Origin of the sequence: Deinococcus gobiensis I-0 (genome assembly GCF_000252445.1) — a bacterium.
Lineage (GTDB): Bacteria > Deinococcota > Deinococci > Deinococcales > Deinococcaceae > Deinococcus > Deinococcus gobiensis.
Window position 1 is genome coordinate 64,362 of sequence record NC_017790.1, and the last position, 22,388, is coordinate 86,749.

22 protein-coding genes are annotated in these 22,388 nt (G+C 71.1%); 12 read left to right on the plus strand and 10 right to left on the minus strand.

The annotated features are described in order from the left end of the window. The first annotated feature begins 2 nt into the window (after positions 1–2). From DGO_RS00340 to DGO_RS00350, 3 genes are all read left to right on the plus strand, one after another. On the plus strand, positions 3–1,019 hold the full coding sequence (locus tag DGO_RS00340; protein WP_014683476.1) for a S66 family peptidase: 1,017 nt from the start codon (positions 3–5) through the stop codon (positions 1,017–1,019). A gap of 96 nt (positions 1,020–1,115) precedes the next feature. Next, positions 1,116–1,877, plus strand: coding sequence for a metallophosphoesterase family protein (locus tag DGO_RS00345; protein WP_014683477.1), 762 nt, complete (start codon positions 1,116–1,118; stop codon positions 1,875–1,877). Then, positions 1,874–2,830, plus strand: coding sequence for a DNA polymerase III (locus DGO_RS00350; RefSeq protein ID WP_043800353.1), 957 nt, complete (start codon positions 1,874–1,876; stop codon positions 2,828–2,830). The genes DGO_RS00345 and DGO_RS00350 overlap by 4 nt, the downstream gene beginning before the upstream one ends. A gap of 19 nt (positions 2,831–2,849) precedes the next feature. Here the strand turns inward: DGO_RS00350 and DGO_RS00355 are convergent, their stop codons facing one another. The 4 genes from DGO_RS00355 to fumC form a co-directional block, all read right to left on the minus strand. Beyond that, positions 2,850–3,965 carry an LptF/LptG family permease gene (locus DGO_RS00355; protein WP_014683479.1) on the minus strand — a complete coding sequence of 372 codons (1,116 nt, stop codon included), beginning with the start codon at positions 3,963–3,965 and terminating at the stop codon, positions 2,850–2,852. A gap of 28 nt (positions 3,966–3,993) precedes the next feature. After that, a complete protein-coding gene (locus tag DGO_RS00360) occupies positions 3,994–4,995 on the minus strand; it encodes an LptF/LptG family permease (RefSeq protein ID WP_050920846.1) in 1,002 nt (333 codons plus the stop codon). Between the two features lie 185 nt (positions 4,996–5,180). Continuing rightward, positions 5,181–5,879 carry a DNA damage response protein DdrC gene (gene ddrC / locus DGO_RS00365; protein WP_014683481.1) on the minus strand — a complete coding sequence of 233 codons (699 nt, stop codon included), beginning with the start codon at positions 5,877–5,879 and terminating at the stop codon, positions 5,181–5,183. Between the two features lie 356 nt (positions 5,880–6,235). Further along, the gene (fumC, locus tag DGO_RS00370) at positions 6,236–7,630 is read right to left on the minus strand and encodes a class II fumarate hydratase (protein WP_014683482.1); all 1,395 of its coding nucleotides are present in this window, start codon (positions 7,628–7,630) and stop codon (positions 6,236–6,238) included. A 156-nt stretch (positions 7,631–7,786) separates the two neighbouring features. On the opposite strand from fumC, the gene DGO_RS00375 reads away from it, so the two are divergent. The 4 genes from DGO_RS00375 (at position 7,787) to DGO_RS00390 (ending at position 10,929) form a co-directional block, all read left to right on the plus strand. Beyond that, on the plus strand, positions 7,787–8,128 hold the full coding sequence (locus DGO_RS00375) for an ArsR/SmtB family transcription factor (RefSeq protein WP_014683483.1): 342 nt from the start codon (positions 7,787–7,789) through the stop codon (positions 8,126–8,128). After that, the gene (locus tag DGO_RS00380; RefSeq protein WP_043800357.1) at positions 8,125–8,661 is read left to right on the plus strand and encodes an SRPBCC domain-containing protein; all 537 of its coding nucleotides are present in this window, start codon (positions 8,125–8,127) and stop codon (positions 8,659–8,661) included. Before DGO_RS00375 ends, DGO_RS00380 begins: the two co-directional genes overlap by 4 nt. A gap of 84 nt (positions 8,662–8,745) precedes the next feature. After that, the gene (locus DGO_RS00385; protein ID WP_145975210.1) at positions 8,746–9,606 is read left to right on the plus strand and encodes an AraC family transcriptional regulator; all 861 of its coding nucleotides are present in this window, start codon (positions 8,746–8,748) and stop codon (positions 9,604–9,606) included. An 81-nt stretch (positions 9,607–9,687) separates the two neighbouring features. Further along, positions 9,688–10,929: a tetracycline resistance MFS efflux pump gene (locus DGO_RS00390; RefSeq protein WP_043800360.1), complete on the plus strand. Its 1,242-nt coding sequence runs from the start codon at positions 9,688–9,690 to the stop codon at positions 10,927–10,929. Between the two features lie 62 nt (positions 10,930–10,991). Here DGO_RS00390 and DGO_RS00395 read toward each other — a convergent pair whose 3' ends face one another. Continuing rightward, positions 10,992–12,443, minus strand: a complete 1,452-nt coding sequence (locus DGO_RS00395; protein WP_050920631.1) for a nitronate monooxygenase — start codon at positions 12,441–12,443, stop codon at positions 10,992–10,994. Positions 12,444–12,633: 190 nt separating this feature from the next. Between DGO_RS00395 and DGO_RS00400 the strand changes: the two genes are divergently transcribed. Together DGO_RS00400 and DGO_RS00405 are read left to right on the plus strand one after the other, a co-directional pair. Continuing rightward, the gene (locus DGO_RS00400; RefSeq protein ID WP_014683488.1) at positions 12,634–13,635 is read left to right on the plus strand and encodes a YpdA family putative bacillithiol disulfide reductase; all 1,002 of its coding nucleotides are present in this window, start codon (positions 12,634–12,636) and stop codon (positions 13,633–13,635) included. 86 nt (positions 13,636–13,721) lie between these two features. Beyond that, complete coding sequence (locus tag DGO_RS00405) at positions 13,722–15,125, plus strand: VanW family protein (protein WP_014683489.1); 1,404 nt, start codon at positions 13,722–13,724, stop codon at positions 15,123–15,125. 53 nt (positions 15,126–15,178) lie between these two features. Here the strand turns inward: DGO_RS00405 and parB are convergent, their stop codons facing one another. From parB to mnmG, 5 genes are all read right to left on the minus strand, one after another. Beyond that, positions 15,179–16,036, minus strand: coding sequence for a ParB/RepB/Spo0J family partition protein ParB (gene parB / locus DGO_RS00410; RefSeq protein ID WP_014683490.1), 858 nt, complete (start codon positions 16,034–16,036; stop codon positions 15,179–15,181). Further along, positions 16,020–16,769: a ParA family protein gene (locus DGO_RS00415; protein ID WP_014683491.1), complete on the minus strand. Its 750-nt coding sequence runs from the start codon at positions 16,767–16,769 to the stop codon at positions 16,020–16,022. The genes parB and DGO_RS00415 overlap by 17 nt, the downstream gene beginning before the upstream one ends. 25 nt (positions 16,770–16,794) lie before the next feature. After that, positions 16,795–17,529 carry a 16S rRNA (guanine(527)-N(7))-methyltransferase RsmG gene (gene rsmG, locus DGO_RS00420; protein ID WP_014683492.1) on the minus strand — a complete coding sequence of 245 codons (735 nt, stop codon included), beginning with the start codon at positions 17,527–17,529 and terminating at the stop codon, positions 16,795–16,797. Beyond that, positions 17,526–17,846, minus strand: a complete 321-nt coding sequence (locus DGO_RS00425; protein WP_014683493.1) for a hypothetical protein — start codon at positions 17,844–17,846, stop codon at positions 17,526–17,528. The genes rsmG and DGO_RS00425 overlap by 4 nt, the downstream gene beginning before the upstream one ends. Before the next feature lie 99 nt (positions 17,847–17,945). Next, on the minus strand, positions 17,946–19,751 hold the full coding sequence (mnmG, locus tag DGO_RS00430; protein WP_014683494.1) for a tRNA uridine-5-carboxymethylaminomethyl(34) synthesis enzyme MnmG: 1,806 nt from the start codon (positions 19,749–19,751) through the stop codon (positions 17,946–17,948). 212 nt (positions 19,752–19,963) lie between these two features. Between mnmG and DGO_RS00435 the strand changes: the two genes are divergently transcribed. From DGO_RS00435 to DGO_RS00445, 3 genes are read left to right on the plus strand one after another with little or no spacing between them, the layout of a single operon-like run. Continuing rightward, positions 19,964–21,082, plus strand: a complete 1,119-nt coding sequence (locus tag DGO_RS00435) for a thiamine pyrophosphate-dependent dehydrogenase E1 component subunit alpha (protein ID WP_014683495.1) — start codon at positions 19,964–19,966, stop codon at positions 21,080–21,082. Further along, on the plus strand, positions 21,079–22,122 hold the full coding sequence (locus tag DGO_RS00440) for an alpha-ketoacid dehydrogenase subunit beta (protein WP_014683496.1): 1,044 nt from the start codon (positions 21,079–21,081) through the stop codon (positions 22,120–22,122). Before DGO_RS00435 ends, DGO_RS00440 begins: the two co-directional genes overlap by 4 nt. 16 nt (positions 22,123–22,138) lie before the next feature. After that, complete coding sequence (locus tag DGO_RS00445; RefSeq protein WP_014683497.1) at positions 22,139–22,378, plus strand: hypothetical protein; 240 nt, start codon at positions 22,139–22,141, stop codon at positions 22,376–22,378. The last annotated feature ends 10 nt before the right edge of the window (positions 22,379–22,388 follow it).

Here is a 22,388-nt window from a genome sequence, read left to right on the forward strand (position 1 = left end):
TCGTGCGCCCACCCCGCCTGCCCCCCGGCTCGCGCGTGGCGGCGCTGAGCCTGAGCAGCGGCATGGTCACCGGGGTCATGGGCCGGTACCACGCCGGAGTGCGGCAGGTCGCCGGGGCGCTGGGCTGGGAGGTGGTGCCCGCACCCAACGCCCTGCGCGGCCCCGAGTACCTGTACGCCCACCCCGAGGCCCGCGCCGACGACCTGCACTGGGCCCTGACGCAGCCCGACATTCACGGCCTGCTGAGCATCATCGGCGGCGACGACAGCATTCGGCTGCTGCCGCACCTGCGCCCCGACCTCGTGCGTGCCCACCCCAAGGCCTTCCTGGGCTTCAGCGACAGCACGGTCACGCTGCTGCATTTCCTGCGCGCCGGGGTGATGGCCTACCACGGCCCGGCCCTGCTGACCGATCTCGCCGAGAACGCGGGCATCCGGCCTTTCGTCCTCGACGGTCTGCGCTGCGCGCTGGTGCAGGAGCCGCGGCCCTTCGACCTCTCGCCTGCCCCCGAATGGACGCAGGCGACGGTGCCCTGGGAAGACGTGGCGCTTCAGGAGACGCCGCGTTCCTTTGCGCCCGGCGACGGCTGGGTGTGGCTTCAGGGCGCGGCGCCGGCCGAAGGCCACCTCGTCGGCGGCTGCCTGGAGGTGCTCGACATGTTGTGCGGCACGCCCGGCTGGCCCGCGCCCGATCTGTGGCGCGGCGCGGTGCTCGCCCTGGAAACCAGCGAGGACGTGCCCGCGCCCACGCAGGTCGGCTACTGGCTGCGCAACTATGCCGCCCAGGGCATCCTGGCGGGCGCCGCCGGGCTGATGCTGGCGCGGCCACGCGGTTACAGCGCCGAGATGAAGGCCGAACTCTACGCCTGGGTGCGCCGCGTGCTGGCCGAGGCGGGCCGTCCCGAGCTGCCGGTGGTCGCCGACGTGGACTTCGGGCACACCAGTCCCCAGCTCACGCTGCCGTTGGGGGGCCGCGCCCGCCTCGATCCGGGCGCGGGGCGCGTCACGGTCTGGCCGTAGGTCTGGGTGCGGCCCGGCCTTCCCTGGCCGTGACTGCCAGACGAACGCCCGGTCATCCAGCGGGCCGCTGCCGCGCGGGGCCGCCGGGCCGGTATCATGGGGGGCGTGCGGCTGCTGCTGCTTTCCGATATCCATGCCAACCACGCCGCACTGCAGGCGGTCCTCCGTGACGCCGAGACGCGGGGTTACGACCGCGCCGTGCATCTGGGCGACGCCGTGGGCTACGGCCCGCATCCCCAGGCGGTCTTGGACGCCCTGCGTGACCTCGACGCGACCTGCATCCTGGGCAACCACGACCAGATGCTCCTCGAATACGCCGACCAGAAACGCGAGTACAAGGAGAGCGTGGTGTCGCTGGCCCTGCGCTGGCAGCTCACCCGCCTGAGCGAGCGCGACCTGAACTGGGTGCGCACCTGGCGCGACGGCGTGGACGACCCGGCTGTGGGCGCCCGCTACCGTCACGGCACGCCCATCAGCCTCGACGCCTACATGGACTCGGTGACGGCCGCCCGCGAGGTATTCGCGCAGTGGCAGGGCCGGCTGGGCTTCGTCGGCCATACCCATGTGCCGGGGGTCTACGCCACCCTGAACGCCCCGGTGGGCGAGTGGATCAAGGCCCAGCCCTTTCCGGACGGCGGTTCGTACCTCGTGCCGCCCAGCGCCCGCCTCGTCCTGAATCCCGGCAGCGTGGGCCAGCCGCGCGACGGCAACTCGGCCGCCAGCTACGCCCTGTTCGATACGGCGCGCGGCTCCTTCGAGGTGCGGCGCGTGCCCTACGACATCGCCCGCACGCAGGAGGCGATCCTGGAGGCCGGGTTGCCGCCCGTCCTCGCCGCCCGGCTCGCCATCGGCAAATGACAGCCCTTCCCTCCCTGCCGGATGTGGCGGCGCTGCACGGCCCGCTGCTCGAACAGACCTCCGCTTTCCGGGGCAACGCACTGCTGCTCACCGGCCCGGCGCGGGTGGGCAAGCTGGCCCTGGCACGGGCCATCGCCGCCCAGCACAACTGCACCGGGACGCGCGGCATGTACGGCGAGGCCTGCGGGACCTGTCCGTCGTGCCGCGCGCTGGCCGCCGGGGCCCACCCCGACCTCCTGACCGTCGAGCCGCGCGCCGTGACCACCACCGGCAAGGTGGCGCGGCGCAAGATCATCCCCATCGGGGCGATCCTGGAGGGCCGCGACAAGGGCCGCGACTACGAGACGCACGTCTACGAGTTCCTGGAGGTCCGCCCGACCTTCCAGCGGCGCGTGGTGACGGTGGTGGGGGCCGAATATCTGGGCCCCGAGGCCGCCAACGCCCTGCTCAAACTGGTCGAGGAGCCGCCGCACGGCGCGCTGTTCCTGTTCCTCGCCGAGGACCTGCGCGCCGTGCTGCCCACCATCGTCAGCCGCAGCGCCCGCCTGGGGGTCGCCCCCGCCAGCGACGAGGCGCTGGGACGCGCCCTGCTGCGCGCGGGTCTGGACGCGGACGCGGACCTCATCGCCTTCGCGGGGGGCCGCGCTGGGGTCCTGACCGAACACGCTGCCGTGAGCACTGCCCTGGACGACGCCCGTACCTTCGACGGCGCGCTGGGCGGGCCGCTGCTGGGCGCGCTCGGGGCCGCCGAGGCCCTGGAAAAACGCTGGGACGCCGCGTGGCACCCCGAGGCCCTGCGCTTCGTGTGGCGCGCGCGCCAGCCCGCCGCTCGTGCCCGCGCCGACACGGCCCTGGGCGAGTTGCAGGAGGCGCTGGAGGCCTACGCCAGCCCCAGCCTGAGCTTCCAGGTGTTCGCGCTGCGGCTGCGCGAGGCGCTGGGCGAAGCGGGATAGGGGCCGCGAAGCCCGCCGCCTACCGTCTGGCCGAGCGCCATAGCAGCGCTGCCCCGGCCAGCACCGCGATGAGGTCGGGGGCGTAGGCGGCGAGCGCGGCGGGCAGCGCGGCCTGCTCGCCCAGCACCCGGAACACGCTCCAGGTGGCGTAGTACGCGAAGGCCAGCAGGATCGCCCAGGTCAGGCCGAGGTTCAGGCCGCTGCGGAAGGTGTATACGGCGAGGCTCACCGCGAAGAAGGCCAGCGCCAGGGCCGCCAGCGGCTCGGCGAACTTGCGGTGCAGCGCCATGAAATCGCCCGGCGAGGCCACGTGCTGCGCGCGGTACACCGCCGTACGTGCCAGCAGTTCGCGCAGCGGCAGGTAGATGGGCTGCACCTGCCCGCTGCTCGCCGCGTTGGGGTCGAAGCTCGTCTGCACGTCCTGCACCGGCAGCGTGCCGCGCTCAAAACTCAGGACCGTGACCGGGCGGGCGTTCTGGTAGGTGACGCGCTGCCCGTCCTCGAGTTCCAGCACGTTGCTGCCGGGGGTCAGCCGCCCACGGCGCGCCGTGATGACCTCGCGCGGGGCCTGGGCGGTCTGCATGGTCACGATGCGCAGGTCCCCCAGCTCGCCGCCGGGGCGCACCTCGCCCACGCTGATGGCCCGGCCCAGGGCGTCGGTCAGGACGAGCGAGCGGCCCTGCGCGTCGGTGACCCCCAGCCCGATCACGCGCGGATTGTCGAACACGATCTGGCGCTGCACCTTCTGGACCTCGACCTGTGCGCGCGGCATCAGGCCCTCCCCGATGGCGAAGGACAGCGCCGTGACCCCCAGCGCCAGCCCCAGCACCGGGCGCATGAGGCGCGTGACCGCGACCCCGCCCGCCAGCGCCGCCTTGATCTCCGAGTCGGCCGCGAGGCGCGACAGGCCCAGCAGCGCCGCGAACATCAGGGCGATGGGCAGCGCGCGCGCCACCGCCTCGGGGATGTTTAGGGCGAGCAGCCGCGCCACGAGCAGCGGGCTGGCCCCCTTGGCGAGCAGCGGCGCGATCACGTCCTGCAAGGCGGCCAGGATCAGCAGCAGGATCACGACCGCCAGCGCGCCCAGCAGCGGCGGCACCGTCTCGTCCAGCACGTAGCGCTCGAAACGTTTCACGGTCGTCCTCCCCCACGCGGCCGGGCCATCAGCGCAGCCTCCAGGCCAGCCCCAGGCCGATCAAGGTGAACAGCACGCTGGGCAGCCACGCGGCCACCTCCGGCGCGATGGCCCCCGAGCGGGCGAGCGTGGGCATGGTCTCCCACAGCACGTAGAAGCCCGCGATGAAGACGATCACGCCCGCCGTCGCCGCCGCGCGGCTGCGGAACAGCAGCCCCAGCGCCCCCGCCGCGAGCGCGAAGGCGACCGGGGTGAAGGGATCGGCGTAGCGCGCGGCGAGCTGGTAGGTGTAGTCGCGCCGGGCCTCGCGTCCCAGGTCGCCCCGGGCCAGTTCGGCGCGCAGCTGCGCGTTGCTGACCTTCTTGGGGTCGGGGGGCGGCGGTTCCAGCCGGTCTCGCTGCGGGACCGTGACCGCGCCGCTCTGCTGGGCCGGGGCCCGATCCGGGCGCGTGACCCAGGGCGAGTCCAGGACCCAGGTCTGGGCAGCGGCGTCCCAGCGCCCCGTCTGGGCGGTCAGGGTCTCGTCGCCGCGCTGCACCATCACGCCCGAGAGCTGCGCGCTCTGGCCGCCGCTGTCGTTCAGGACCCGCCCGGCGTAGTACAGCGCCCCCGGCGGGGCGTAGGTGTAGCGGTCCTGGCTGGGAATAGGGGTCGCCATCCCGAAGATGCCGTACCACGTGCGGTCCCAGCGGTCCAGGCCCGCCGGGACGAGGCTCCCGGCATTCACGAAGGCCAGCCCGCCCACCAGCGCGAAGGGCAGCAGCAGCGGCCACACCACGCTCAGTGGGCGCACCCCGGCGGCCAGCAGCGCCTTGACCTCGCTGTCGCGTTGCAGCCGCGAGAGGCCCAGCAGGATGCCGAAGGGCACCGCCAGCACCAGCGAGCGGTTGACGAAGGTAGGAAAGATCGCCAGGAACGCCATGCCCGCCTCGGCAAAGGTGGCCTTGTAGGTCAGCGCCTTGCCGACCGTGCTGCTCAGGGCGTCGGTCATCTGAAGAATCAGGAACAGGGCGAGCCCGGCCAGGTACATCTGGAGCACCTCGCGCAGCACGTAGCGCGCGAGCTTCAGGCGCGCGGCTGGCACGGGGCAGGCTCCAGGGCGGGCGGGGAGGGAAGGGTCCCACTGAACGGCACGCCCCGGATTCTAGCGGCCCCGCATGAGCGAAAGGCCCGCAGACGGGAGAGTCTGCGGGCCTGGTCGGGGTGGGCGCGGGGTCAGCCGGCCTGCGGGGTGGGCACGGGGGCCTGCCACCCCTGGCGCTCGTGGCGTGCGACGCGCTCGTGCAGGCGCAGGATGGCCGCGTTGCCGTGTGCGCCGCGCTCCTGGATGGCCCGCGCGGTGGCGGTGTCGAGGTACGCCAGGCGCAGCAGTTCGGTGCTGCTCAGGCCGTCGCGGGTGTTCTTGACGCCCCGGGCACGGCGGATGTCGGCGCTGCTCACGCCCAGCACGCTGCGGTTGCTGATGCTGCCCAGCTGTCCGAACACCTGCCCCTCGCCGCCGTGGCGGGCCACCGTGCTCATCAGTTCGCGGCGCGCGCCCGTGCTTTCCAGGCGGGCGGCCAGCCAGCGCCGGGCCTCGGGGTCGGGGTTGCGCTCGGCCACCTGCGCGGCGAGGCGCACGTCGCCCTGCATCGCGCGGGCCAACAGCTCCTGCGCCCGCTTGCGCCAGCGCCGGGCCTGCGGCGTGTCCAGCATGAAGGCCAGCCGCGCGAAGTCGGGCACGCTCAGGGCCGCCTCGGGGCCGGCGCCGAAGTCGCGTGGGTCGTCGTTCAGGTCGTGGGTGGCCGCCAGGGTGGTCCAGTCGGCCGGGTCGAGGCCCAGCTGGCCCAGGGCCGTGGGCGCATGCAGGAGACCGTCCGCGCTGACAGGCAGGCGGACCGTGCCGAATTCCAGGGTCAGAGAGGCGTTCTTCATACGAAGAGTATAGCACAGATTATGTCAAAAACATAATAAGATGCGAGGGCAGAACTGAGGAGTTTGCGCTTCCTGGCGCTGGAAAGTGGCCCTCATCCCCCATAGGGCTCGACTTCCCGGCTGGCCGGAGACAGGCTGGCGTCCGCGCCGTCAGGCGACGGCCCTTCACGCCGCGCCGCTGGTCCTCGGTCCGGCAGTCAGCGTCTCGGGCGCCGTGCCGGTGGACCGCCTGGGCGCGGCCTCCGGGAACCTTCTGCCAAGCGTCGGAGATGCCGGGCGAGGCACGGCGACGGCGGGCAAACGGAACACTGAAGGGGCCGGGCCGGACCGCAGGCTCCTGACCCCTTCGGCTGTTCTCAGTTGTGCGTCATCTCCAGCGGCACGACCCACTTGTCGAACTCGGCGTCGGTGACGTAGCCGAGGGCCAGGGCGGCCTCCCGCAGGCTGCTGCCCTCCTTGTGGGCCTTTTTGGCGATGGCGGCGGCCTTGTCGTAGCCGATGTGCTTGTTCAGCGCCGTGACCTGCATGAGGTTGATGCTCAGGTTCTGCTCGATCTTGGGCAGGTTGGGTTCGATGCCCACCGCGCAGTTGTCGTTGAAGGCCAGCGAGGCGTCGGCGATCAGACGGATGCTCTCCAGGACGGCGTGCACCATCACCGGCTTGAACACGTTGAGCTGGAAGTTGCCCTGGCTGCCCGCAAAGGCCACCGTGGCGTCGTTGCCGAACACGCGGGTGGCGACCATCGTCATGGCCTCGGACTGGGTGGGGTTCACCTTGCCCGGCATGATGCTGGAGCCGGGCTCGTTCTCGGGAATGGTGATCTCGCCGATGCCGTTGCGCGGGCCGCTGGCGAGCCAGCGCACGTCGTTCGCCATCTTCATCAGGGCGCCGGCCAGGGTCCGCAGCGCGGCCGAGGTCTGCACCAGCGCGTCGTGCGCCGAGAGGGCGGCGAACTTGTTCTCGGCCGAGCGGAAGGCGAAGCCGGTCTCGGCCTCGTACTTCTTCGCGGCCAGATCACCGAACTGCGGGTGCGCATTCAGGCCGGTGCCGACCGCCGTGCCGCCGATGGCGAGGTCCAGCAGCCCCTCGCCCGCGTGGCGCACCTCGGCCAGGGCGTAGTCGAGCTGTGCGACCCAGCCGCCGATCTCCTGCCCCAGCGTGATGGGCGTGGCGTCCTGAAGGTGCGTGCGGCCCACCTTGACCAGCCCGGCGTGCGCCCTGGCCTTGGCGTCCAGCGTGTCCCGCAGCTTGCCCACGCTGCCGTACAGCCGCTCGTTGAGTTCCAGCACCACCGCGATGTGCATGGCAGTCGGGAAGGTGTCGTTGCTGCTCTGGCCCCGGTTCACATGGTCGTTGGGGTGTACCGGGGTCTTGGAGCCCATCTCGCCGCCCGCGATCTCGATGGCGCGGTTGGAGATGACCTCGTTGGCGTTCATGTTGCTCTGGGTGCCCGAGCCGGTCTGGAAGACCACGAGCGGAAAGTGGTCGTCGAGCTTCCCGGCGATGACCTCGTTGGCTGCCTGCACGATCAGGTCGGCCACGTCGCGGGGCAGCTCGCCCAGATCGGCGTTCGCCTGCGCCGCGCCCTTCTTCAGGATGCCCAGCGCCCGGATCACGGGCCGGCCCCACACGAAGGTGTCGCGCCCGATCGGGAAGTTGTGGATGCTGCGCTCGGTCTGCGCGCCCCAGTAGCGGTCGGCCTGAACGTCCAGCGTGCCCATCGTGTCGGACTCTTTACGGGTGTGGGTCATAGCGCCTCAGTCTAAGCGGGGTCTCCCGGCAGGGTCGGCTGTCACGGGGGAAGGAACGCCATGCCGCACAGAATGTCAAATATGCCTTGAAAAGAATATTTCAGTAAGAGAATAATCTGATCATTAGTCCCCGTCCGGGTCTGAGGAGGTCTTTCGATGAACGCCGCCATCCTGGGCGCATTGGCTGAGCCACACCGCTTACATATCGTGGAACTGCTCGTCCGGGAACCGCTGACGGTCGGCGAGATCGCCGCACGCCTCGATCTGCGTCAGCCCCAGGCGTCCAAGCATGTCCGGGTGCTGGTGGACGCCGGCGTGGTGGAGGTCGAGGCCGTCGCCAACCGCCGCATCTGCCACCTGCGCGCCGAGCCGTTCCGGGAACTGGACGGCTGGCTCGCGGCGTACCGGCAGCTCTGGGAGGCGCGTTTCGACCGCCTGGACGAGTACCTGGACCAGACCAGCGCCCCCCGCCCCTCACCCGAAGGAGAACAGCCATGACCCAGCTTCCCTCCGCGCACCCCTCCCCCATGACCTCCCGCGTCGAGGACGGCCGGACCCTGGTCCTCGAACGCCTGTTCCGCGCGCCGCCCGAGCGGGTCTTCGCCGCGTTCTCGCAGGCCGAGCACCTGCGGCGCTGGTGGGGTCCACGCGGCTGGGAGATGCCGGTGTGCACGCTGGACTTCCGTCCGGGGGGCCGCTGGCATTACGGCATGAAGTGCACCGACCCGGCCCAGGGCCAGTTCTACGGCATGGAATCCTGGGGCCTGGGCGTGTACCGCGAGATCGGGGACGGGGCGCGCATCGTGTACACCGACTCTTTCTCGGATGCGCAGGGCGGGGTCAACGCGGCGATGCCCTCCACCCTCGTCGAGCTGACCTTCCCGGCGCAGGGCGGCGGCACACGGGTCGTGAACCGCTCGACCTACGCCAGCGAGGAGGGCCTGAGGACCTTGCTGGACATGGGGATGCTCCAGGGCATCAGCGAGACCTGGGACCGGCTGGACGAGGACCTGGGAGCGGCCCAGACCTGAGCCTTTTGTCTTGAACAAATGCGGCAGCCGCCCCCGGCCATCTGGTGGAGGCGGCTGGGGGCCTTCGTCTGCCACAGTGGGGCCATGCCCCGCCGCATGCTCGTGCCCGCACCTGCGCTGCGGCCCCTGGTTCAGATGTACCGGATCGTCGAGGAGAGCGCCCCGCAGCCCGAGCGGCACATGCTGCTGCCCGAACACACCGCGCACCTGATCGTGCATTCGGGGGGCACCTGGATGCTGGGACCAGGCGGGGTCGCCGCGCCGCTGCCCCTGGCCACCCTGAGCGGCCTGACGCTGACCCCCGCCCCGCTGCTCTCGGGTGGGCCGACGCGGGCGCTGTGGGCCGAGCTGTATCCCTGGGCCGCGCGGCAGCTGCTGGGCTGGAGCTATCCCGATCCGCCGCTGGACCTGAGTGCGGGGGCGGGCGGCCCGGCCCTGAGCGCGGCGGTGCGCGCCATCTCCGCCGCCCTGGCCGCCGCCGACTGGGACACGGCCGTCGGGCTCCTCGAGGGCTGGCTGCTCGCGCGCGCCGCGCAGACGGCCCGGGCCGCCGGGCCGGGTGTCCGCGCCGCCGTGCGCCTGTACCACAGCACCGGGCAGGCGCGCGTCGCCGATCTGGCCGCCGAACTGGACCTCAGCCCGCGCACCCTGGAGCGGCAGTTCGCGCAGGAGGTGGGCATCGGGGCCAAGTCGCTCGCCCGGCTCATCCGCTTCGAGACGGCGCACAACCTCCTGAGCGATGATCCCCAGACCCCGCTGGCGACCCTCGCCTACGACCTGGGCTTTTCCGACCAGGCGCACCTGACACGGGAGTTTCGCGCGCTGGGTGGCCTGACGCCGGGAGCCTACGCCCGCCTGAGCCGTCTGCGCCGGGCGCTGGACCCCGGAGCCTGGCTGCCGGGCACGCTCGGAGACAAGCCGGTATGGCCGCCGCTGCCCGAGTAGGCCGTGCCCCGTGTTCCCGGCAGCGGACCGGTGTCGCATTTGTGCAAGAGCCGCGCTCCCCTGTCCACCTACGCTGCGCCCATGACCGAGACCTCGTCCCCGTCCGCTGCGGTGCCCAAGCGTCCGCCCTTCCTCTTCCTGCTGACGACCGCGTTCCTGTTCTCCATCGGCATGACGCTCGTCTTTCCGGTGCTGCCTTTCATCGTCGCGCAGTATGTGCCGGACGTGCCCCGCCAGGCGACGGTCATCGGCTGGCTGACCGCCTGCTTCGCGCTGCTCTCGTTCTTCTCCGCGCCGGTCATGGGGGCGCTCAGCGACGCCTACGGCCGCAAGCCGGTGCTGCTGCTCGCGCTGCTGGGGTCGGCCATCGGCTACGTGCTGTTCGGGATCGGGGGCAGCCTGTGGATTCTGTTTCTGGGACGCGCCATCGACGGCCTCACGGCGGGCGGCATGAGCGCTCTGTTCGGGTACATCGCCGACAGCACCTCGCGCGAGGACCGGGGCAAGATCTTCGGGCAGATCGGCGCGACGGTGGGCGCGGGCTTCATCATCGGGCCGGCCATCGGCGGGGCGCTGTCGCACCTGAGCCTCAGCGCGCCGATGTTCGCGGCAGCCGGGGTGTGCCTACTGAACATGCTGTGGGGCGCCTTCGTGATGAAGGAAGCCGCCCGCAGCGCCCCGCGTCCGGCCTTCGACGCCTCACACCTCAACCCGCTGCTCCAGCTCCGGGGCGTGCTGGCCTACCCGGTCATCCGGCGGCTGGTGACGGTCAGCGTGCTGTTCGTGGTGCCCTTCTCGATCATGGGGGTCTCGAACGCGCTGCTGGCCCGCGACGTGCTGGGCTGGGGGCCGGGGCAGGTCAGCACCCTGTTCATGGTCGTGGGCGTGGCCGATATCGTGGCGCAGGGGCTGCTGCTCCCTTACCTCATCAGGTGGCTGGGCGAGCGCGGCGTGGCGCAGCTGGGCCTGGGCCTGGGGGCTGCCGGGCTGGTGTGCCTGGCGCTGCTGCCGGCGCTGGCCGCCGCGCCGCTGGCCTACCTGGGCGTGCTGCTCTTCGCCACGGGCGAGGGCATCTTCAATGCGGCGCTGGGCACGCTGCTCTCGCTCTCGGCCCCCGACGAGGCGCAGGGCCGCGTGCAGGGCGGGTCGCAGGCCTTCAACTCGCTCTCGCAGATCGTGGGGCCGCTGTCGGGCGGGGCGCTCTACTCGCGCTTCGGCGGTGGGGTGACCTACGGCGTGGGGGCGGCGATGGTCCTGGTGGCGCTGGCGGTCCTGACCGGCAGCCGTACCCCCAAGCCGCGGCCGGAAGCCCAGGCGGTCTGAATCCGGGGGCAACGGCGAGGGGGCCACGGAACATACCGTGGCCCCCTCCTTCTGTTCGGCTCTTAGACGCTCAGGGCCGGGCGGCGCACGCCCGCGAGCAGGGTGTCGATCACGTCGGCGGCGGTGTAACCCTCGGGCCACTTGGGCACGTCCGCGATGCTGTCGCCGCTCGTGACCAGCGGCAGCTCGGTCAGGCCGCCCTTCTGGATCTGGGCGTAGCCGGCGTCGGCCAGCAGGGCGTTGCACAGGCACTTGCGGCCCACGGTGTTTTCCAGCTTGCCGCCCTTGCTCAGGAAGGCGTCCACCGGCTCGGCGGGGCAGCGCAGCACGACCTTGCCTTCCACCTCGGCGGCCTCGCGCAGGTAGCCCACGTCGCAGATGCGGGTCCGGGCCTGGTACAGCTCCTCCTCAGCCAGCGTGCCGGGCAGCTGCGCCACCTTGAAGGGAAAGCCGGTGGGTGAGGCCAGCGGGTCCGTGAAGACCGTCAGGCGGTCCTCGTGGGCGCGGCGCTGCACCCGCGTGCGCAGCTCGTCGCGCATGCCCGAGTCGGCGCAGAAGGCGAACAGCGTGCCGAGCTGCACCCCGGCCGCGCCCTGGTCCAGCGCCGACTGCAGCGCCTCGGGGCTGCCGTAGCTGCCCGCCAGCCAGAAGGGCCGGTCGAGCTTGCGCATCTCGGCGAGGTCGGCCATGTCGCGCTCGCCGTAGACCGGCTGGCCCAGCTCGTCGTAGGTGACCTGCCCGCGCGGCGGGGCGTTGTGACCCCCGGCGGTCGGCCCCTCGATGATGAAGCCCTCGATGGATCCGCTCGCCTTGCGCGCCAGCACACCCGCCAGCACGTGCGAGGTCACGATGGGGTAGAACTTCGGCCGCGCCAGCGTCACTCCGCCGAAGCCGTACTCGGCCGGGTCGAAGGTGAGGAGCGGACCGCCGTTCTCGGCCTCCTTCACGTCCAGGCGCACCGAGCCGGGCTTGCCCTGGGCGAAGTTGTCCAGCACGCCGGGAATCTCGCGCGGAATACCCGCGCCCATGATCACCGTGTCCACCCCGGCCAGCACCGCGCCGTACAGCGAGGGCAGGGTGTGCATCTGCAACTTGGTGAGCAGGTTCACGCCGACCGGGTTGGCGTGGCCCTCGCGCGCCAGCCACACCTCGACGAAGCCGCCCATGACCGCCAGACTCCAGGCGGTGCGGTGGCTGGCGAGGCTGGGCAGCGGCACACGCTTGTAGGGCTGTTCCGAGGCGCGGCCTTCCGGCAGGAAATAGGTCTTCAGGGCGGCCGCCGCCGCGTCCCGGTCGGGGTAATGCTCCAGCGCGCGCCGGACGTGGCCGCCGGGGTCGCCGTCCTGGAGGCGGCGCACGAGCACGTTGTCGATGCCGGTGCCCGAAACCACGCCGAGCTGCCCCGTGCGCGACACCGCCTGGGCCAGTCCCCAGTCCGAGATGGCGACGCCCATGCCGCCCTGGATGATGCGGGGCAGCGGGGCGGAGGTGGGCGGGGCAGTCAGGTTCGTCATGGCAATTCTCCTGGGCCGTGGGTCATCTGGAACGCCTGAAAGACACGGCCCACGGATACTGCCTCCGAGTATCCCCTGCCCCGGCCTGCCCCGGCCCGGTTTGGAACGCGGTCAAGAAAAGCCGTAAAGGCCCGGCCGACTTTCCGTCCACCTTACGTTTATCCGCCCCCCGCCCTGACACAATGGCCCCATGAGTACGCTTCTGGACGTCGCCATCGTCGGGGCCGGGCCGGTCGGGCTGGCCGCCGCCATCGCCTGCAAACGTGCGGGCCTGAGTTACGTGGTGCTGGAAAAGGGCTGCGTGGTGAACGCGATCTTCGAGTACCCGACCTACATGGGCTTTTTCACGACCGCCCCCGAACTGGAAATCGGCAATCACCCGATGGTCACCGGCCACGACAAGCCCGACCGCCGCGACGCGCTGATGTACTACCGCCTCGTGACCCAGCGCGAGGAACTGAAGGTCGAGCAGTACACCGAGGTGACGAAGGTCCACGCCGCGCCCGCCGGTTTCACGCTGGAGATCGAGCGGCGCGACGGTACCCCCGGCGTGGTCGAGGCCCGGCGCGTGGTCGTGGCGACCGGCTACTACGACAACCCGCTGGGCCTGGGCATCCCCGGCGAGGACTCCGAGAACGTCAGCCACTACTACACCGAGGCCCACCCCTTCATGGGCCTGAACGTCACCGTGATCGGGGCGGGCAACTCGGCGGCCGACGCGGCGCTGGACCTGTGGCGCGGCGGCGCGAAGGTCACGATGGTCGTGCGCGCCCCCGAACTCAAGAGCACCATCAAATACTGGGTGCGCCCGGACCTGGAAAACCGCATCAAGGAGGGCAGCATCACGGCGCACTTCAACTCGCGCGTCGTCGAGATCCACCCCGAGCACGTGCGGGTGCAGCGCGAGGACGGCACCACCTGGGAGCTGCCCACCGACTTCACCTTCGCCCTGACCGGCTACCGCCCGGACCTGTCCTTCCTGGCGGGTCTGGACCTCGCCACGCAGCCCGACGAGTGCCTGGTCCTCGACGAGCACTATCAGAGCAGCGTGCCCGGCCTGTTCGTGGTCGGCTCGGCGGGCTTCGCGGGGCGCACCAACCAGGTGTTCATCGAAAACGGGCGGCACCACGCCCTGCTGGCGGTCGCGGAGATCGAGCAGCAGCTCGGCACGCGCGACCTGCGCCCGGCCTGAAGCGCCCCCCGTTCATGAAGCGGCTGGCCCCGGCGGTCAGCCGCCGTTCATGGTGTGGGCGCAGGCGCGTGGGATACTGCGGCACGATGAAGAGCCTCCACCGCGCCCTGCTGGGTGCCCTGCTCGCGCTCGGTCCGGCCCAGATCGCCGTCGCCCAGACCCAGACCCCGGCGGCCCCGGCCACCCCAGCCCAGATTCCGGCCGTCCCGGTCCAGCCCCCCGTCAGCCCCACGCCCACGCCGACGGGGCCCGAGGTGCCGGTCACGCCCACACCGGAGACGCCGGCTCCGGTCACGCCGACGCCAGCCCCTACCCCGGCCCCCGCCACGCCGACCCCGGAGGTGCCCGCCCCGGTCACCCCTGCTCCTGCGGCCCCCAAACCGGCGCCTACGCGGCCGGTGGTCAGCGCGCCGCTGCTCATTTCGGTCAAGGCGGCGCTGCCCGCCATCGTGGACGGCAAAAAGACCACCGTTCCCTTCGTGCAGACCCTCTCGATCCCGGGGCCACGCATGGCGCAACTCCGCGCCAAGGGGACCATCACCGAAAGTCTGGACGCCGACCTGACCCGCTTCGTGGCTTCGGTGTCCGGCCCGGCGCGCGACGCCCGCTTCGAGCCGGTCGGGGACGGCTGGGCCGTCGTGCAGCGCAACGCCCTGACGGTGGACCGCGCGGCCACCCGCGCGGCGGTGCTCGCGGCGCTCAAAGACCCGCGCGGCGTGCAGGCGAACGTGGTCGTGACCGGGCAGACCGCGCCCAAACGCACCCTCGACTTCTTCATGTCGCGTGGCGTCACCGCCTACTACGCCACCGGCCAGACGAGCTACTACGGCAGCAGCGCTGCCCGCGTGACCAACATCCACGTCGGGGCGCGCAATTTCCAGGACCGGCTGGTCGAGGGGCGCGCGGTGTCCTTCAACGCGCTTATCGGCCCGGTCAGTGCCCGCAACGGATATGTCCCGGGACTGGTCATCGCCGGGGACCAGACGGCGACCGGCGTAGGCGGCGGCATCTGTCAGGTGAGCACGACCGTGTTCCGTGCGCTGTACGGCGCCGGCCTGCCCATCGTGCAGCGCCAGAACCACTCGTATCAGGTGCACTACTACGATCCGCAGGGCCTCGACGCGACCATCTACCAGCCCACGCTGGACCTCAAGTTCACCAACGACTCCGGCGGCGCGCTGTGGTTCCAGACCGACTGGGACGACGAGTCCTCAGTGCTCACCGTTCACGTCTTCGGGCGTCCCCGGGACTTTACGGTCAGCATCGGCGCGCCGCGTACCCTGAAATCCACGCCGTCGCCCGCCGACCGTCTCATCTACGACGCCTCCATGCCCGCCGGACAGCGCCAGCAGGTGGATTGGGCCGCGCCGGGGGCCGTCATCGAGGTCACGCGCAGCTTCGTGCGGGACGGCAAGGCCTTCAAGCAGGACGTGCTCAAGAGCAGCTACCGGCCCTGGCCCAACATCTTCCGGGTCGGCACCAAGAAGTAAAGCCAAGGGGAGGGGCCGGGACGCGACATGCTCCTGGCCCCTCCCCTGTTCGCCTACTCGGCGGCGTAGCCCAGCAGATCCAGGATGCGGTCGAGTTCCTCTCGCGAACCATAGTTCAGCTCGATGCGGCCCTTGTCCTCGCCGGTGATGCGCACCTTGGTCCCGGTGCGGCGGCTGAGGTCGAGTTCCAGCTGCCGGTAGGTGCGCGGCGGCTTGACGGCGATGGGCCGGGATTCGGGCACCTCGCGCTTCAGGGCCTCGGCCCCGCGCACATTCAGGCTGCGGCTGCGGATCTGGTCCAGCGCCCAGGCCCGGTCGCCTTCCGGCTGCGCCAGGATGGCCCGCGCGTGCCCGGCGCTGATCTCGCCGGCGTCCAGGGCTTGCAGGGCCTCGGCGGGCAGCGTCAGCAGCCGCAATGCATTGGCGACGGTGCTGCGGCCCTTGCCGACGGCCTGCGCCACGCCCTCTTGGTTTAGCCCCTGTTCCAGCAGGGCCTGATACGCCCGCGCCTCTTCCAGCGGTCCCAGGTCCTCGCGCTGAAGGTTCTCCACGATGGCGATTTCCAGCGCCTCGCGGTCGCCCAGGTCGCGGATGATGACCGGCAGCTCGGTGAGGCCCGCGAGCTGGCTGGCCCGCCAGCGGCGCTCGCCCGCCACGATCTCGAAGGCGTCGCCGCGCGGGCGCACGAGCAGCGGTTGCAGTACGCCCTTCTCGCGGATGCTCTGCGCCAGTTCGGCCAACGCCTCGGGTGCGAAGACCTGCCGGGGCTGATAGGCCGCCTGCGCGATCCGTTCGATTTTGAGGGTCTGGACGTTCAGACCCTGCCCCACAGGGTCGGGCGTACCCGCCTCGGCCGCCGGTCGGCTGAGCAGGGCGTCGAGGCCACGCCCCAGGCTAGATTTTTTCGACACGCTGCATCACCTCCTCGCTCAGGCGTTTGTAGGCGGCGGCTCCGCTGGAGAGTGGCGCGAAGGCGTTGATCGGCTTGGCGAAGCTCGGCGCTTCCGAGAGCCGGACGTTGCGCGGCACGACCGACCAGAAGACCAGCTCTCCGAAGTGCTGGCGCACCGAAGTCTCGACTTCCTGCGCCAGGTTGGTGCGTCCATCGAACATCGTCAGGATGACGCCCAGCACCTTCAGCCGGGGGTTGAGGCCGCCCTGCACCCGCTCGACCGTCTCCATCAGGCCCGCGAGGCCCTCCAGCGCGTAATACTCGGCCTGAAGCGGGATGAGCAGCGCGTCGGCCGCCGCCAGTACGTTCACCGTGAGGGGCCCCAGGCTGGGCGGCGCGTCCACGAGCACGAGGTCGTAGCCGCTCAGGCTGGCGAGCAGCCGCGCCAGGGCGTCGGGGTCGTCGGCCAGTTCCACGCCCGCGCCCGCGAGGTCGGGGGTGGCGGGCAGCACGTCCAGGCCCGGCTGGCTGGTGCCCAGCGTGAATTCGGCGGCGCGGGCCGGTTCACCCAGCGCCTCGTACAGGCCGTGGGCGGCGCCGCGCAGGCCCAGGCCACTGGTCGCGTTGCCCTGTGGGTCCATGTCCAGCAGCAGCACCCTCTTGCCGCCTGCGGCCAGATAGGCCCCCAGGTTGACGGCGGTGGTCGTCTTGCCGACGCCGCCTTTCTGATTCACCACGCCCAGGGTCTTCATGGGCACACCGTCCGTGCAGGCCGTTTCACTTCGCCGTCCAGAATAAGGGCTGCGCGTTCGGTATGCCTTCGCGCCGGGGGTACTTCGCCGGGGTGGGCCGGGTTTTCGTGACCACGATCAGGGTGCGCGCGTCTCCCGAGAGGGGCAGCTTGAAGGCGTCCACCGCCTGCACCTGCCCGCCGACCTCGCCCGCCGCCCGCTGCCCGGCACGCAGTTCCTCGTCGGTGATCGGCCCCTTCTGGGCCACCAGCCGCCCGCCGACCCGCAGCAGCGGCAGCGCCAGCTCGGCCAGGATAGGCAGCGCCGCGACCGCGCGGGCCACCACCCGGTCATACTGGCCCCGGTGCTCGTCCTGGCGGCCCAGGGTCTCGGCGCGGCCCACCTGCGGGCGCACGTTCTTCAGGCCCAGGGACTGCGCCGTCTCCTCCACGAAGCGGATCTTCTTGCCGATGGAGTCCAGGGGCACGAGGTCCAGCCCCGGCCGTACGATGGCGAGCGGCAGGCTGGGAAAGCCCGCGCCCGTGCCCAGGTCGAGCACCAGACCTTCCTCGCCCAGATCGCCGCCGCGCAGGCAGCTCAGCGAGTCGATGAAGTGTTTGAGGACGATGTCGCGCTCGGTCTTCAGGGCGGTCAGGTTCAGGCGGGTGTTGCCCTCCTGAAGCAGCCGCAGCAGTTCGGCAAAGGCGGGCAGGTGCGGCGCGAGGTCCAGCCCCAGCGCCCGTCCCCCGTCCAGCAGCAGGGTTTCGCCTTCAGGCGTCATAAGTCGTACCTCCGTTTCATGTCCTGGTAGCGTTCGTAGACGTGCGCGTCCGTGTCTTCCAGCGGCAGCCGGTCCAGCACCGGCACCAGCGTCTGCCGCAGCACGTCGCCGCGCACCATCCACTGATAGTAGTGCCGTCCGCCGTGGTGGTAGGGGCCATACAGCTTCGAGCCGGGGCACAGGCCCAGTAACGTCTGGAACAGCCGCTCGTGCCGCGTGTGCATCCGCACCGTCACCTGGGGTTGCTTACCGTCCCCGCCGAAGTGCCCTTCACCGATCAGGATGCCCAGCAGCAGGCCTTCCTCGAATGTCGCCAAGTGTGCGCCTCCTTGTTTCACCGTCAAGTTTCCCGTGAAACGGCCCTCCGGTCAAGCCACAAAAAAGAGGGCCGAAGCCCCCACATTCCTGTTTCACCGTCAAGTTTCCCGTGAAACACCCTGTTGCCGCAGATGGACCAGCAGGGCGCTAATGTCGGCGTGGCGCACCCCGGAAATACGCGAGGCCTGCGCCACCGTCTGCGGTTGCAGGCGCGTGAGCTTTTCGCGGGCCTCGTTCGAGAGCGAGCTGATGCCGCCGAACTTCACCCCACGTAGGCTGAGGTCGCGGGCGCGCTCCTCGGCGCGGAGTTGCTGGCGGGCGCGGTCGATATAGCCGGCGTACTTCACCCGGATCTCGACCGCCTCACGTTCCTCGGCGCTCAACTCGGGCAGCGTGATCCCCAGCGCCTCGACATCGGCCAGGGCAAATTCGGGGCGGCGTAGCCACGCGTCGCCGGTCTGACCGCCGGCCCGCTGGCGGCGCAGCGCCTCGCTGCCGGCCTCGACCCGCGCGTACTTGGCCTGCACGCGGGCCAGTTCGGTGTCCCCGACCAGCCCCAGCGTGTGCCCCGGCGGGGTCATCCGCTCATCGGCGTTGTCCTGGCGCACCAGCAGGCGGTGTTCGACGCGGCTGGTCATCATGCGGTACGGCTCGTCGCTGCCCTTGAACACCAGATCGTCGAGGAGCACACCCAGATAGCCTGTCTCGCGGCCAATGAACTGTTCGTCCAGGCCCAGCGAGCGCCGCGCCGCCGCCGTGCCCGCGACGAGGCCCTGCGCCGCCGCTTCCTCGTAACCGCTGGTCCCGTTGATCTGGCCCGCCGTGAAGACGCCCGGCATGACGCGCGATTCCAGATTCAGGGTCAGCTCGGTCGAGTCCACCACGTCGTACTCGACGGCGTAGGCGTAGCGCTGCACCACGGCCTGCTCGAAGCCCGGCAGGGTGCGCACGAGCTGGTCCTGCAATTTGGGGGGCATCGAGGAGCTGAAGCCCTGGAGGTACACCTCGCTCGTCTGCACGCCGTCGGGCTCGACGAACAGCAGGTGGCGGTCGTGGTGCGCGAACTTCACGACTTTGTCCTCGATGCTCGGGCAGTAGCGCGGCCCCAGGCCCTCGATGTCGCCGGCGTACATGGGTGACTCGTGGAGGTTCTCCTGGATGAGCCGGTGCGTCTCGGCGGTGGTGTGGGTCTGCCAGGTGGGGGACTCGGCGGCGCGGGGGCCGGGGCGGCCGGTGAAGCCGCGCGGCTGTGGGTCGGCCGGAATCTCCAGCAGGTCGCCGAAGCGCACTGAGTCGGCCCGCACGCGGGGAGGGGTGCCCGTCTTGTAGCGCTTGAGGACGTGCCCGGCGCGGGCCAGCGGCGCCGAGAGGAAGCGCGAGGGCGGCTCGCCCTGCCGGCCCTCGGGGCGCGAGTGGCGGCCGTACCAGGTCACGCCGCGCATGAAGGTGCCGGCCGCGACGACCACGCTGCGGGCCTGTAGGCGCCGCCCGTCGGTCGTGACCACGGTCCAGCCGCCGCGCCCGTCGCTTTCCAGGTCGGCCGCCTCGCCGCGCACGATCTCGATGTCGGGCTGCCCGAAGATTACGTCCTGGGCGCGCTCGGCATAGGCGTCGCGTTCGTTCTGGACCCGCAGGGACTGCACCGCCGGCCCCTTGCTCGCGTTCAGGACGCGGGTGTGGATCGCCGTGTCGTCGGCCAGCCGGCCCATCAGGCCGCCGAGGGCCTGCACCTCGAACACGAGCTGGCTCTTGCCGGGGCCGCCGACCGCCGGATTGCAGGGCATGCGGCCCACCGTGGCCGGGTTGCCGATCAGCAGCGCCACGCGCGAGAACTTCGCGGCGGCCCACGCCGCTTCGAGGCCCGCGTGGCCCCCACCGATGACAATGACGTTCCAGCCGCTCATAACCCTCCCAGTGTACCGGGCGTGGCCTGGGCGCAGCGTGAGGCAGGTCGCGGACGAGGCACCGGCCAGATGTCCACCCAAGCCGGACAACCAGAGTCTTCACGCTTCTGCCCCTAAAATACCTAACGAGCGTTAGCTAGACAGATTCTTGCCGGGGAAGCGGGGCCGCACGGCGGCTGTCCGCGCCCCCGTTTCCGGAGGCCTCTATCCTCATGATCCAGCCCTTTACTCCCGAGCCGATCCGCTACGTCGCGGAAGACGGCGTGCCGCTGCGGCCCCTGCCGCCTGCCTTTACTCCCGGGCGCCTGCGTGAGCTGCATGCCCTGATGCTGCGCGCCCGTGAATTCGACCGCAAACTCATCACCCTGCTGCGCCAGGGCCGCACGACCTTCTATGCCCAGTCGAGCGGCATGGAGGCGACCCAGGTAGGCCTGGCGAGCAGCATCCGCGTGGGCCACGACTGGGTGTGGCCGTATTACCGCGACCACACGCTCGGTCTGGCGATGGGCGTGCCCATGTTCGAACTGCTGAGCCAGTGCCTGGGCACCAACTCGGACACCTCGCGCGGCCGCCAGATGCCGCACCATTTCGCGGCGCGCGCCCAGAATTTCGTGTCCATCAGCTCCAGCATCGCCTCGCAGGTGCCGCCCGCCGCCGGCAACGCGATGGCCCAGAAGTACCTGGGCACCGACGAGATCACGGTCACGACCTTCGGGGACGGGGCCACCAGCGAGGGCGACTGGCACGCGGGCCTGAACATGGCCGGGGCGGCGCAGGCGCCGTGCCTGTTCGTGTGCGAGAACAACCAGTGGGCCATCAGCACCAATCTCAAGGCCCAGACGGCCAGCGAGAACATCCACATCAAGGCGAAGGCCTACGGGATGCCGGGTTTCTATGTGGACGGCAACGACATCGTGGCCGTCATCGAGGTCTGCACGCACGCCGCCGAGTGGGTACGCGCCGGCAACGGCCCCGCCCTGGTCGAGTGCCTGACCTACCGCGTGGGGTCGCACAGCAACGCCGACGCCGACGCCGAAAAGAGCTACCGCACCCGCGAGGAGGTGCAGGAGTGGCTGGGGCGCGACCCCATCACCCGCGTCGAGGCGCTGCTCTCGCACCTGGGGCACCCGGTGGACGCCGCCGAGCGCGCCGAGCTGATCGCCCGCACCCACCGCGAGGTGGACGAGGAGGTGCGCCGCGCCGAGGCGACCGGCCAGCCCGACTGGCGCATCGTGTTCGAGGACGTGTACGCCGACCTGCCCGTGCATCTGCGCGAGCAGGAGCGCGAGCTGCGCGCCGAGCACACGCACCACAACGGGGGCCGCGCATGACCGCCACGCAGGAGCCGCAGGTGCGGGAGGCCCAGGGCAGGGGAGAGGAGGGGCAGGGGACCGGGCCGCGTACCATCAACCTCATCCAGGGCGTGACCGAGGCGCTGGCCGAGGAACTGGCGCGCGACGAGCGCGTCGTGCTGTTCGGGGAGGACGTGGGGGCGCGCGGCGGCGTGTTCATGGCGACGGCCGGCCTTCAGGAGCGCTTCGGCAAGCACCGCGTCTTCGACACCCCGCTCTCCGAGGCGAGCATCGTCGGGGCGGCGGTGGGCATGGCGGTGCGTGGCCTGCGCCCGGTCGCGGAGATCCAGTTCGCGGACTACATGGGGCCGGGCTTCGACCAGATCATCAGCCAGGCGGCCAAGATGCGCTACCGCTCGGGCGGCCAGTTCACGGCCCCGCTGGTGATCCGCACGCCGTCGGGCGGCGGAGTCAAGGGCGGGCACCACCACTCGCAGAGTCCGGAGGCGTACTACGCGCACACGCCGGGCCTCAAGGTGGTCATGCCCAGCACCCCCTACGACGCCAAGGGGCTGCTCAAGGCGGCCATCCGGGGCGAGGACCCGGTGATCTTCTTCGAGCCCAAGCGGCTGTACCGCGCGGCGCGCGGCGAGGTGCCGGGCCACGACTTCACCGTGAAGATCGGCGAGGCGGCCGTGCGCCGGGAGGGCCGCGACCTCTCGCTCATCGGTTACGGCGGCGTGATGACCGACCTGGAAAAGGCCGCCGACGCGCTGGCGGCCGAGGGCGTGAGCGTGGAGGTCATCGACCTGCGCTCGCTGGTGCCCTGGGACCGCGACAAGGTGCTGGCGAGCGTCGAGAAGACCGGCCGCGCCGTGCTGGTCAGCGAGGCGCCGCGCACCGCCAATTTCATGGGCGAGGTGGCCTACGTGATCCAGGAGCAGGCCTTCGACTCGTTGCTGGCCCCCGTGGTGCAGGTCGCGGGTTTCGACACGCCGTATCCCTACGTGCAGGACAAGGTGTACCTGCCGGGGCCCAACCGCATCGCGGCGGCCTGCGTCCGTGCGCTGAACTACTGATCCCGTAGCCTGAAGCATGAAGTTCGAGTTGCCGCGTCCCGTCCTGAGCATTCTGGGCCTGCTCATCGGGTTCGGGTTGTACGCCCTGGCCAACCGCCTCGCCGAGCCCTGGCAGAGCCTGCTCATCGGCGCCCTGTTCGCGCTGCTGGGCGCGGGGGCCTGGGTGTACGGCCGGAGCGGGGGCGAGCGCTGGATTCAGGCGCTGGGGGCGCTGCTGTTCGTCTACGGCCTGATCCGCGCCTTCTGGCTGCGTTAGCGGGCTCCTG